Source organism: Actinomadura flavalba DSM 45200, assembly GCF_000374305.1.
Taxonomy (GTDB): Bacteria; Actinomycetota; Actinomycetes; order Streptosporangiales; family Streptosporangiaceae; genus Spirillospora; species Spirillospora flavalba.
On the sequence record NZ_KB894093.1, the window covers coordinates 1887589 to 1900042 of the forward strand.

General features: G+C 72.8%; 10 protein-coding genes. 2 read left to right on the forward strand and 8 right to left on the reverse strand.

Going from position 1 to position 12454, the window contains the following annotated elements; translation table 11 throughout:
• Positions 1-34: 34 nt before the first annotated feature.
• The gene (locus C229_RS0108620; protein ID WP_018654670.1) at positions 35-2551 is read left to right on the forward strand and encodes an ATP-dependent Clp protease ATP-binding subunit; all 2517 of its coding nucleotides are present in this window, start codon (positions 35-37) and stop codon (positions 2549-2551) included.
• Here C229_RS0108620 and C229_RS0108625 read toward each other — a convergent pair.
• Complete coding sequence (locus C229_RS0108625; protein WP_018654671.1) at positions 2533-3405, reverse strand: HhH-GPD family protein; 873 nt, start codon at positions 3403-3405, stop codon at positions 2533-2535. The genes C229_RS0108620 and C229_RS0108625 overlap by 19 nt on opposite strands.
• 66 nt (positions 3406-3471) lie before the next feature.
• Here C229_RS0108625 and C229_RS0108630 point away from each other — a divergent pair, with 66 nt between their 5' ends.
• Entirely contained in the window at positions 3472-4131 is a 660-nt protein-coding gene (locus C229_RS0108630) for a hypothetical protein (RefSeq protein WP_155884653.1), read from the forward strand.
• On the opposite strand, the gene C229_RS0108635 is transcribed toward C229_RS0108630, so the two are convergent.
• From C229_RS0108635 to C229_RS0108665, 7 genes are all read right to left on the reverse strand, one after another.
• The gene (locus C229_RS0108635) at positions 4128-5369 is read right to left on the reverse strand and encodes a putative PEP-binding protein (RefSeq protein WP_033423955.1); all 1242 of its coding nucleotides are present in this window, start codon (positions 5367-5369) and stop codon (positions 4128-4130) included. The two genes, C229_RS0108630 and C229_RS0108635, sit on opposite strands and share 4 nt — an antisense overlap.
• 71 nt (positions 5370-5440) lie before the next feature.
• Positions 5441-7273, reverse strand: a complete 1833-nt coding sequence (locus C229_RS0108640; RefSeq protein ID WP_018654674.1) for an FAD/NAD(P)-binding protein — start codon at positions 7271-7273, stop codon at positions 5441-5443.
• Between the two features lie 164 nt (positions 7274-7437).
• The gene (locus tag C229_RS0108645) at positions 7438-7731 is read right to left on the reverse strand and encodes a hypothetical protein (RefSeq protein ID WP_018654675.1); all 294 of its coding nucleotides are present in this window, start codon (positions 7729-7731) and stop codon (positions 7438-7440) included.
• Between the two features lie 175 nt (positions 7732-7906).
• Complete coding sequence (gene disA, locus C229_RS0108650) at positions 7907-8989, reverse strand: DNA integrity scanning diadenylate cyclase DisA (protein ID WP_026313590.1); 1083 nt, start codon at positions 8987-8989, stop codon at positions 7907-7909.
• An 80-nt stretch (positions 8990-9069) separates the two neighbouring features.
• Positions 9070-10512: a DNA repair protein RadA gene (gene radA / locus C229_RS0108655; RefSeq protein ID WP_018654677.1), complete on the reverse strand. Its 1443-nt coding sequence runs from the start codon at positions 10510-10512 to the stop codon at positions 9070-9072.
• A gap of 36 nt (positions 10513-10548) precedes the next feature.
• Entirely contained in the window at positions 10549-11601 is a 1053-nt protein-coding gene (locus C229_RS0108660) for an alpha/beta fold hydrolase (protein ID WP_018654678.1), read from the reverse strand.
• Between the two features lie 80 nt (positions 11602-11681).
• A complete protein-coding gene (locus C229_RS0108665; protein WP_018654679.1) occupies positions 11682-12386 on the reverse strand; it encodes a class I SAM-dependent methyltransferase in 705 nt (234 codons plus the stop codon).
• Positions 12387-12454: the final 68 nt, after the last annotated feature.

The following is a 12454-nucleotide window of genomic DNA, read 5'->3' on the forward strand; positions in this document are numbered from 1 at the left end:
TGCGTTCGCCGCGTCCCGGGGTAGGTCGCCCGGCATGACGTCGGGATGGTACGGGGCCGGACGCGACCCCTTCGAGGAACTGCTGGCACGCTACTTCGGGAGCACGCCGCGGCCGCCGGTCGAGCGCGTCAACCTGGCCCGCCTGATGAGCGAACCGGCGCGGGAGCTGGTCCGCGACGCCGCCGCGCAGGCGGCGCAGTGGGGCAGCCCCGACCTCGACACCGACCACCTGCTGTGGGCGGCGACCCGGCAGCAGGGCACCCGGCTCTGGCTGGAGCGCGCCGGTGCCGACGCCGACGCGCTCGCCCGCGAGGTCGAGACGACGACCCGGCACGGCGAGCCGAAGGAGACGCCGCCGCACCTGACGCCGTCGGCGAAGCGGGTCCTGCTGGACGCCCGGCAGGTGTCGCAGGCGCTCGGCTCGTCCTACATCGGCCCCGAGCACCTGCTGTACGCGCTGTCGCTGAACCACGACTCGCCGGGCGGGCGCATCCTCGGCAACGCGCGCGTCACGCCGGAGACGCTGCAACAGGCGGCGGTCGGCGGCGCCAACGGCGCGTCCGGAGGGGGCGGCGGCGAGGAGTCGGCCACGCCCACGCTGGACGAGTACGGCCGCGACCTCACCGCGCTGGCCCGCGAGGGCCGCATCGATCCGGTGATCGGCCGCGAGGAGGAGATCGAGCAGACCGTCGAGGTGCTGTCGCGGCGCACGAAGAACAACCCGGTGCTCATCGGTGACCCGGGCGTCGGCAAGACGGCCATCGCGGAAGGTCTCGCCCAGCGCATTTGCGACGACGACATCCCCGAGGCGCTGCGCGGCAAGCGCGTCGTCCAGCTCGACCTCGGCGGCGTCATCGCCGGCACCCGCTACCGGGGCGACTTCGAGGAGCGCTTCAAGAAGATCATGGACGAGATCCGGGAGAACGCCGACTCCCTGGTGGTCTTCGTGGACGAGATCCACACGCTCGTCGGCGCGGGCGCCGCCGAGGGCTCGATGGACGCGAGCAACATGCTCAAGCCCGCGCTGGCCCGGGGCGAACTGCACGTCATCGGCGCCACCACGATCGACGAGTACCGCAAGAACATCGAGAAGGACGCCGCGCTCGAACGCCGCTTCCAGCCGATCCTGGTCCCCGAGCCGACCACCGGCGACTCGGTCGAGATCCTGCGCGGCCTGCGCGACCGCTACGAGGCGCACCACCAGGTCCGGTTCTCCGACGAGGCGCTGGTCGCGGCCGTCGATCTGTCCAGCCGCTACCTCACCGACCGGTTCCTCCCCGACAAGGCGATCGACCTCATCGACCAGGCGGGCGCCCGCGTCCGGCTGCGCGCGGGCCGGCGCGGCGGCGACCAGCGCGAGCTGGAACAGCGCCTCGACCGGCGCCGCCGCGAGAAGGACCAGGCCGTCGCCGACGAGGACTACGAGAAGGCGTCGGCGCTCCGCGACGAGATCGGTGAGCTGGAGGCGCGGCTGCACCGGCCCGCCGAGGGCGACGAGAGCCCCGTCCCAGAGGTCACCACCGAGGACATCGCCGAGGTCGTCTCCCGCATCTCGGGCGTTCCGGTCGCGCAGCTCACCCGGGAGGAACGCGAACGCCTCCTCGACCTCGAAGGGCAGCTCCACCGCCGCGTCATCGGGCAGGACGACGCCGTCGCGGCCGTCGCGCGGGCCGTCCGGCGGTCCCGGGCGGGCATGGGCGACCCCGACCGGCCCATCGGCAGCTTCCTGTTCCTCGGGCCGACCGGCGTCGGCAAGACCGAGCTGGCGCGGGCGCTGGCCGAGGCGCTGTTCGGCAGCCAGGACCGGATGATCCGGTTCGACATGAGCGAGTTCCAGGAGCGGCACACGGTGTCGCGGCTGATCGGCGCCCCGCCCGGCTACGTCGGCTACGACGAGGCCGGGCAGCTCACCGAGCAGGTGCGGCGCCGCCCGTACTCGGTCGTCCTGCTGGACGAGATCGAGAAGGCCCACCCGGACGTGTTCAACGTCCTGCTGCAACTCCTGGACGACGGCCGCCTCACCGACGCGCAGGGCCGCACGGTCGACTTCCGCAACACGGTGATCATCATGACGTCGAACCTCGGCTCGGAGGTCATCACCGGCCGCCGCGCGCCCGGGTTCGGCACGGTCGGCGGCGACGACGCGTCCACGTCCGTGCGCGAGCAGGTCATGCGGCGGCTGCGCGAGGAGTTCCGGCCCGAGTTCCTCAACCGCATCGACGAGATCATCGTGTTCCGGCGGCTGGAGTCCGAGCAGCTCCGGCAGATCACCGACCTGCTGCTGGAGGACACCCGGCGCCGCCTGCACGCGCAGGACCTCACGATCGACTTCACCACCGAGGCCGTCGACCGGCTCGCCCGGGAGGGCTACCAGCCCGACTTCGGCGCGCGGCCGCTGCGCCGCACGATCCAGCGCGAGGTGGACGACCGCCTGTCCGACATGCTCCTCGCCGGGGACCTCCGTCCGGGGCAGCACGTGACGGTCACGGCGTCCGACGACGGTCTCCAGATCAAGGCGAGCGAGATGGCGGGTCAGGCGGGCAGCGCGTAGCGGCCGTCGTCGAGCGGGTCGACGAGGCCGTCGGCGATGAGGCCGTCCAGGGCGCGTTCGCGCTGGACCGGGTCCGACCAGACGATGTCGAGCGCGCCCTTCTCGACGGGGCGCGGCGCGTCGCGCAGCACGGCGAGCAGCCGCCCCCGGCACTGCCGGTCGGTGCCCGCGTACGTCTGGCCCTTGCGCGGCGGGCCGTCGTAGGCGGGGCGTCCGCGCGCCTGCCACTCGCAGCGCTCCAGCACCGGGCAGTCGACGCAGCGCGGCGAGCGGGCCGTGCAGACCAGCGCGCCCAGTTCCATGACGGCGACCGACCAGCGAGCGGCGGTCGGCGGGTCGAGCGGCAGCAGGCCCTCGGCCAGCGTGACCTCGGCGCGCGTCTGCGCCTTCGGCGGATACTCGACGCCGGTGACCAGCCGGGCCAGGACGCGCCGCACGTTGGTGTCGAGGACGGCGTGCCGCTGCCGGTAGGCGAAGCTGGCGACGGCGGCGGCCGTGTAGGCGCCGATGCCGGGCAGCGCGAGCAGTTCGGCGTGGTCGCCCGGGACCTCGCCGCCGTGCCGCTCCACGATCGCCTGCGCGGCGGCGTGCAGCCGCAGCGCGCGGCGCGGATAGCCGAGCCGTCCCCAGGCGCGGACGGCCTCGCCGGACGGCTCGGCGGCGAGCGCCGCGGCCGTCGGCCACCGCGCCAGCCACTCGTGCCAGACGGGCAGGACGCGCTTCACCGGCGTCTGCTGGAGCATGATCTCGCTGACCAGGACGCCCCACGGCGAGGCGCCGGGCTCCCGCCACGGCAGCTCGCGGGCGTGCACGCCGTACCAGTCGAGGACGGCGTCGTTGAGAGGGCTGTTCATCGGTGACTCATCCTCGCACGGCGCGCCGTGCCCGGCGTCCGGGATCGCCCTATGCATACTGGCCGTATGGCTGCGGACACTGGGCGTGACCCCGACGTTGAGGGCCTGGACCAGTACTGGAAGCGCCGGGTGCTCGCGCTCGGCGGGGTGCTGGGGGCGGTGGGCCTGCTGGCCTGGGCGTGCAGCGGCGGCGGAGGCGAGCCGCCGAAGAAGGAACCGGTGCGGAACGCGGCGGCGTCCGCGAGCGCGACGCCGTCCCCGGCGATCCCGACGGCGATGCCGACCGTCACCGTGACCGCCCAGGTGACGACGACGGCGCCGCCGCCCAAGCGTCCGGGCGACGCGTGCGAGCTGCGCGACGTCGTCGTCAACCTGACGTCGGCCAAGGACGTCTACGCCAAGGGCGAGCAGCCTCACCTGCAGCTCTCGGTCGTGAGCACGGGCCCCCAGCCCTGCACGTTCGACGTCGGCACCCGCGCCATGGACGTGCGCATCCGCTCCGGCTCCGACCGCGTCTGGGCCGCCTCCCACTGCGACCCCACCTCCGGCTCCTCCATCCAGATGCTCCGGCGCGGCATCCCGCACGTCCGCACGCTCACCTGGGACCGCCGCCGCACCACCGACCGCTGCGAGGACGACCGCGTCAAGGTCAACCCCGGCACCTACGTCGCCGAGGTCAAGGCCAAGGGCGTCAAGACGGCCAAGCCGGTCTTCGCGCTGCGCTAGGCGGCGGGCCGCCCGGCGATGTGCTGCTGCATCTCGGCGGTGCACATCATGAGCCTGCGCGTCGGCAGGTGCCGCAGGTAGTGGTCCAGGTCGACGCCCAGCGCGAACACGTGCACCGGGACGCCCGCCTCGCGGCCCGACTCTACGGCCTGGCGCAGCGCCGCCAGGACGGCCGGGTGCCGCGTCTGGTACGTGCCGGACACCAGGTGGTTGCCCCGGTCGGCGGCGAGATAGAACTGGATCAGGTCCTTGGTGCCGACGAACAGTTCGCTGGCACCGGAGGCGCAGAACTCGGCCGCCGAGTGCACCGCCGCCGGGGTCTCGACGAAGACGCCGAGCGGGGTGGCGTCGTCCAGCGCGAGGTGGCGGCGCAGGCCGAGCAGTTCGTCGCGGTCGTTGATGAACGGGACGGCGAAGCTCACCAGGTCGGCGTCGGCGCCGAGCAGGTCCCGCAGGCGGGCGCGCAGGGCGTGGAACGCCTGCGGGTAGAGGCGTTCCTGGAGCAGCCAGCGGGCGCCGTGGCGGCCGAGTTCGGGGTTCGGCTCGTCGTCGACGTGGGCGGGGGACGTGATGCGGGCGGCGTCGTCGGAGCGCAGGTCGAGCAGCCGCATGATCAGGCGCTGGCCGGGCAGCAGCTCCCGCACCATGGCGCACAGCTCGGCGGCGATGGCGACGCCGTACCGCTCGGCCTCGGCGGGGCCCGTCCGCAGCGCGTCGATGGGGCTGAGCGCGGCGGAGAAGCAGACGAACTCCTCGCGGACGAAGTAGGACTCCACGCGCCCGTCCTGCGCGGCGAGGGCGTTGGTCGAGCGGATGTCGGTGGCGTCGGCGATGACGACGCACACCGACTCGACGTCGCCGAACAGGGTGCCCGCCGGGTCCGGCGCCGCCGGAACGAAGTCGGGCGCGCCGAGCAGCACCGACTCGCGGTCGAGCAGGACGGTGACCTCGCCGGTGATCGCGTCGAGCCGGGACGGGTCCACGCGCAGGACGGGAATTCCGCGCGACCGGCAGAGCGACTGCATGTGGCCCGTCCGGCCGCCTCGCGCGCAGATCACCGCGCGTGAGGCGAGCAGGGCGTCGTACCGATCGGGTCCGAGTGATTCGGCCACCAGAACGGCGCCCTCGATCGGTTCAGTGGTGCGATTGCATATTCCCTGAACATATCGATGGTGTGCACCGACGAGTAGAACACCGGGGACTTCACGATCACTCACGAAGGTTCTCCCTCTCACCATTGCGCTAACGGTTCGAGGTTCGCAGTGAATGCGCGGCGGGCGCACCTTCTCTCATGCCGGGTGCGCGTCGTTCACTCCGCTTCGGCATGCTCCCGCAGGCCGAGTTCGCGGCGCAGTTCGCGGGGCGTCACCGAAAGGTCGTTGAGCCTGGTCATGGCCGCCTTGTTGACCGCGTAACGCATCGCCCGGTCCGGTACGGACGGGCCGCCGGCGCGGGCGAGCGCGTCGCACAGGACCGTCAGGCTCGCGCCGAGCCGGTGTTCCAGCTCCTCGGTGTCGGCCCGGCTCCGCGCCGCCATCCGGTGCACGTCGAGCTCGACCGCGCGCTCAAACGCCGCGCGCACGTCGTCGTCCGCCGCGCCGGCCACGGCGTCGGCGACGTCGCCCGCCCGCTCGTCGTAGCGGTGTTCGACCCGGTGCAGGACCGTCGCGGCCGTGCCGACCGAGTGGTTCTTGATCGCGGCGAGGTTGAACGCGAACGCGCCGAGGCGTCCGTACCGGACGATCTCGTCGCCCTCCCGGGGCCCGCCGACGACGGTGATCGGGCCGGAGGGGGCGCCGTCGGGCCCGAGCAGTACGCCGGAGGCGTCGACCTCGACGCCGCGCCCGGTCCGCCGGTGCCGCACCGCGAGCCCCGTGCGCAGCAGGTTCGCCCACAGCGGCGACCCGGCCCGCTCGTAGTCGGTCTCGCGGCCGAAGTTGGCGACGACGAGGTCGGCGTCGATCACTTGCGCCGCGTCCGCGCCGGACACGGTGACGCGCAGCGTGCCCGCGTCGGTGGCGGCGATCTCGTCGACCCCGCCGACGGTGCGGACGAGCGGCCCGCCGCGCTCCAGCGCGGCGTCCACGAACTCGGTGATGTAGGCGACGGCGCTCACCCGCAGCGTCGCGATCAGCGAGCCGTAGCCGTCCAGGAGGGCGCGCAGGTCGGACGAGGGGACGCGCGCCAGCACCTCGGGCAGGTGCGGCTCCCAGGACTTGGTGACGCGTTCGGTCACCACGGCCGGGGCGACGCCGGGATGCTCGCGGGCGACCGTGTCGCAGGCGCGTCTCCACTCGTCCCGGATGAGCCGGACGAAGTCGTCGCGGCCCTCATAGCCGTCGGCGTGCAGGCGTGGGCGGGGCAGGTCGAGCACGTGGTGCCGGTGATCCCGCGGGTAGGTGCGCAGCGTCAGCCCGGAGCGCGAGATCAGGTGGATCGTGCCGGTGTGCCCGCGCCGCAGCAGCAGCGACGCCGAGTCGTAGGCGCTCAGCAGCGAGCCGATGATGACGACCGTGGCGTCCGGCCGGACGTTCTGGAGACGTTCGACGCCCGCCGCCGAGTAGGCGTGCCGCACGAAGGACGGGTGCTCGCGCACGGCGGCGGCGAACGGGAGTTCCTTCTCCTCCAGGCCGGTCGCCAGCACGACGTGGGCGGCGCGGAGCGCCTCCGGCCGGTCCGCGAGGACGACGTCCACGCCGCCGTCGCGAACGGCCAGATCGACCACCTCGCCGTCGATCTCCTCCAGCGTCACCCCGTCCGCCGCCTCGCGGGCGGCCTCGGCCAGCCGGACGGCGAGGTAGTCGGCGTAGACGCGGCGGGGCGCCGGGCCGGACTCGGTGAACGCGACGTCGCGCCACTCGGGAGGCCAGCCGGTGCGGTCGGCCTCGTCGTTCGCCCAGGCCACGAAGTCGTCGACGTCCTCGCGGAACATCGACATGCGCCCGGCCTGGATGTTGAAGACGTGGTGCCAGTGATTGCCCGCCGGGTGGTAGGCGACACCGGCGTTGCGGTATTCGGGCCGCCGTTCGACGATGACGATCCGCACCGGTTCACGCGCGAACTGGAGAAACCGCACGGCGGTCGCGGTGCCGCCGAGGCCCGCCCCGACAATGACGATCCGAGGAATTTCCGAAAGGCTCACCGAGATCGTCCTCGCAGGCGCCGGAATGGTCCGCGGTGCGTTCCACCGCCGCCCGAGCGTATCCCGGCACGGCGCGCGGGATCAACGAATCGGAGAATTGCGGGTCATCCGTTTCGGTGCCATCGGTGACCACGGAAGGCGGTGTTATGCTTGCTCGGGCGGGCTCATCGGTCGGTGTAGCTGAACCTCCAGGCGGTCGGATTCCAGCTCACGCACGGCTGGACGATGCGGTAATAGCGCGCGAACTCACTCTGGGTCGTGATGCACTCCTCTCGCGAGTACAGCACCCGGCTCCACCGGACGGGCCCCGTGGACGCCTCAATGGCGCCGGACGCGGCCCGCACCGCGCCGTCCGGTACGGCGGCCTCCGCCGCCTCGAAAGTCGAGGACGTGGCGAGAAGCACCCCGGCCGACACGGCGAGGGCGGCGATCAGGGCGGCAGGACGATGAGATGACATGGGTCGGCTCCCTCGGCTACGGCCCCGGCCCGGACATCGGGCCGACCGGCCGCCATCACTTCGAGCGATGTATTCGTCACTCTATGAAGTGTCAGAGGTGTTCCGGAACGGACCACAGGACGATTTCGAGGTCATCCCGGGGGATGACCGAGTGCGACCAAAGTCTGACGCGGCGTCAGACGTAGCGTTCGAGAATGGACGACTCGGCCAGCCGGGACAGGCCCTCGCGCACGCTGCGGGCGCGGGACTCACCGACGCCGCCGACGGCCTGGAGGTCGTCGATGCTCGCGGCCAGGAGCTTCTGGAGGCCGCCGAACTGCTCGACCAGGCGCTCCACGACGAGACCCGGCAGCCTGGGCACCTTCGCCAGCAGCCGGAACCCCTTCGGGCTGACCGGCAGGTCGAGCGCGTCGGGGCCGGAGAAGCCCATGACCTCCGCGACCGTGGACAGGTCGAGCAGTTCGTTCGCGGACAGGACGTCCAGCGCGGCCAGGATCGACTCGACGCCGTGCGTCTTGGCCTCGGCGGACGGGTAGTCGCGGACGATCAGCTCGCGGTCGACGTCGACGCCGGACACCAGCTCGTCGAGCTGGAGCGACAGCAGCCGCCCGTCGGTGCCCAGCTCGACGACGTAGCCCTCGATCTCGTCGGCGATGCGGCGCACCATCTCCAGCCGCTGCACGACCGCGCTCACGTCCCGGACGGTGACCAGGTCCTCGATCTCCAGCGCGGACAGCGTGCCGGACACCTCGTCCAGCCGGAGCTTGTAGCGTTCGAGCGTCGCCAGGGCCTGGTTCGCCTTGGACAGGATCGCCGCCGAGTCCTCCAGGACGTAGCGGATGCCGTCGAGGTAGAGCGCGATGATGTGCATCGACTGGCTGACCGAGATGACCGGATGGCGGGTCTGCCGGGCGACGCGCTCGGCGGTGCGGTGCCGGGTTCCGGACTCCTCGGTGGGAATCGTGGAGTCGGGGACGAGGTGGACCGCGGCGCGCTTGATGCGCATGGCGTCGTCGTCGATGACGATGGCGCCGTCCATCTTGGCCAGCTCGCGCAGCCGCGTGGCGGAGAACTCGACGTCGAGCTCGAACCCCCCGGTGCACAGCTCTTCGACGAGATCGTCGTAGCCGAGGACGATCAGCCCGCCCGTGTGGCCGCGCAGGATGCGTTCCAGACCGTCGCGGATCTGGGTGCCGGGCGCCACCGCGGCGAGCGTGGCTCGGCGTCGTTCGTCATGGCCCTTGTCGTGTGCTGGCACCTGGCCCCCGGAGGTCGCTGGACGGCGTCAGTTTACCGAGCAGACGCCCCGACCGGCCCCTCGCCCGGTCGGGAGTGCGCTCAGGGTGCGGTGAAGGCCACCTGGAGCGCCTGAGTGAGACTGTCCACTTCCATCACTTTCATGCCTTCGTAGCTACTGAGCTGGGGGTCGGCCTTCTTCAGCGGTGATCCGTCCGCCAGCTCCAGCGAGCCGCGCGGGACGACCGCGTACTTGAACCCGAGCCGCGCCGCCTCGGCCAGCCGCCGCTGCACGCCGGGCACGATACGGGCCTCGCCCGCCAGGCCGACCTCGCCGACGGCGATCAGGCCGGACGACAGCGACTGCTCGACCGTCGAGCCAGCGACGGCCAGCGCGAGCGCGAGGTCGACGGACGTCTCGGTGAGCCGCACCCCGCCGACCGTGGAGACGTAGACGTCCTGCTCGTGCATGGAGATCTTGCAGCGCTGCGCCAGCACGGCCAGCACCATCGCCACCCGCGACGTCTCCAGCCCGGACGACGCGCGGCGCGGCGACGGCAGGTGCGACTTGGCGACGAGCGCCTGCACCTCCGCGACGAGCGGGCGCCGCCCCTCCAGCGTGACGGTGACGCACGTGCCGGGCACCGGCTCCTCGCGGCGGGTCAGGAAGAGGCCGGACGGGTCGGGCAGGCCGACGATGCCGACCTCGGACAGGTCGAAGCAGCCGAGTTCGTCGGTGGGCCCGTACCGGTTCTTCACGGCGCGGATCATGCGCAGCCGGGAGTGCCGGTCGCCCTCGAAGTACAGGACGACGTCGACCAGGTGCTCCAGCAGGCGCGGGCCCGCGATGGCGCCGTCCTTGGTGACGTGGCCGACGAGCACGACGGTGATGCCGCGCTCCTTGGCGACCCGGATGAGGTTGGCGGCGACCTCGCGGATCTGCGTGACGCCGCCGGGCGCGCCGTCGACCTCGGACGTGCCGATGGTCTGGATGGAGTCGACGACGAGCAGCGCGGGCTCGACGGCGTCGACGTGGCCGAGGACGGCCGACAGCTCGGTCTCGGCGGCGAGGTAGAGCGTGTCGGTGATGGCGCCGACGCGGTCGGCGCGCAGCCGCACCTGCTCGGCGCTCTCCTCGCCCGTCACGTACAGGACGGGCCGGGGCTCGGCGCCGGGCACCGGGTCGCGGGCCGCGCCGGGGTTGGACGCCAGCGCCGCGACCTCCAGCAGCAGCGTGGACTTGCCGATGCCCGGCTCACCGGCGAGCAGCAGCACGGCGCCGGGCACGATGCCGCCGCCGAGGACGCGGTCGAGTTCGTCCAGGCCGGTGGGCCGGGTCTGCGCGGAGCGCACGTCGACCTGGCCGATCGGCCGGGCGGGCGTGCTGACCGGCCCGGCCGAGACGACGCGCGCGGGCGTCGCGGACTGGGCCTCCGCGACCGATCCCCACGCCTGGCACTCGGTGCAGCGGCCGACCCACTTGGAGGTCTGCCAGCCGCACTCGGTGCACCGGTAGGAAGCCTTCGCCGCCTTCGTCTTGGCCATGGCGGCCACCCTAACCGCGCCCGGTGACAGAACCGCTCAGTCCGTCTTGCGGGCGCGTTCCACCAGGTCGGCGAGGTGGTCGGAGACGACGGCGGGGCGTTCGAGCATGGCCATGTGCCCGGAGACCGGCACGACCTCCAGCCGCGCCGACGGCACGCACTTGGCGATGTGCAGGCTGTGCTCCACGGGGGTCAGCAGGTCGTTCTCGGCGCCGATGACGAGCGTGTCGATGGACCCGAGGCGGCCGCAGTCGGAGATCACGTCGTGGGTGATCATCGAGTGGAAGAAGTCCACCAGGGCCTCCATCCGCGTCTCGGCCATCATCTCCTCCGCGAACTTGACCGACGCGGGGCTGGCGTCCGGGCCGAACGCGATGAGGTCCTCGATGAGCATCGAGCCGTTGCGGCCGAAGCGGCGCACCCGCTCGATGCCCGGGGCGCCGAGGCCGACCGCGCGCAGCGTCCGGGGCAGCACGCGCTGGGTCACGGCGGCGAGCGCGGCGGGCATGCCGAGGGTGACGCTGCCGAGGTTACCCGACGACGTGCACAGCAGCCCGGCGGCGACGACGCGGCTCCCGAGCAGTTCGGGGTACTCGTCGGCGAACCGCATGATCGTCATGCCGCCCATCGAGTGGCCGACCAGGACGACGGGCGTCCCTTCGGGCACGGTCTGCTCGATGACGGCGGCGAGATCGTGCGCGAGGCGGGGCAGGCCGTAGTCGTCGCGGGCGCCGCCGTCGGAGCGGCCGTGGCCGCGCTGGTCCCAGAAGACGAGGCGACCGAGGCCGCGCAGCGCCTTGCGCTGGAAGTGCCAGGAGTCCTGGGTGAGGGTCCAGCCGTGGGAGAAGACGATGGCGAGGTCGGTGCGGTCCTCGCCGTCGATCTCGGCGTAGAGGCGGGTGCCGTCCTGCGCCTTGACCGAGACGGGACGTCCGCGCAGCGCGCCGAACGGCTCGCCCGCGTACGGGTCGGGGCGGAGCTGGAGCCGGCGCAGGGCGCGGCGCTGAGCGAGGACGCCCGCGCCGGCGGCGCCGGCGCCGAGCGCCGAGGCGGCGAGGATGTTGCGGCTGGTCTTGGCGGCACGACCCATGACCTTGACCCCTTTTGTCCTGGTTGGCTGGTAGCCGCATTGTTGTACACGGCGCCAGTACGAGCCAGGGGCGGGGTCCGTTACGCGTACTTCCACCAGAGGTTCACCGCGTAGTCCACCTCGACGCCGTCATGCTCGGCCAGGAACGTCGCGGCCAGCTCCGGCGGGAACTCGATGTCCATGACGGCCGCCAGGTCCGCGCGGGACGCGAAGCTCCAGCGGATCGTCAGCGGCTCGCGGGAGAAGCCCCGGCGCGTCCAGAAGCGCTCCACCGCCGCCGGGTCGTAGGACGGCAGCCAGCGGCGGAACCAGCCGCCGAACGTCGAGCGCGTCGCGTCGTTGTCGATCACGAAGATCGCGCCGCCGCGCCGGACGACCCGGTCCAGCTCGGCCAGGCCCGGCTCGCAGCCGGGGCCGAAGAAGTACGCCCAGCGGGCGTGCGCGACGTCGATCGACGCGTCCGGCAGCGGCAGCGCCTGCGCCGCGCCGACGCGGACCGCCACGTTCGGCAGGTCCGCGACACGCCGCCGTGCCGCCGCCGCCAGACCCGCGTGCGGCTCCACGCCGACGACCCGCGCCGCGTCCCGGGCGAAGAACGGCAGGTGGAAGCCGGTACCGCAGCCGACGTCCAGCACGGTGCCGCCCGCCCACGGCCGCAGCGCCCGCATCGCCGCCTCCAGCGCCCTTTCCGGGTCCACGGCGCGGTTCTCGATCTCGTAGACCTGCGGGGAGTTCCAGATGTTGGGGCTCGGGACGGCCCCGGGAGCGATGTCGGCCACGGCCATCGAGGGTAGCCGCGGCGACGGTCCGGAATGCGAGATCACGGGAGTGCGAGGGTTCCTTCGGCCCCGCG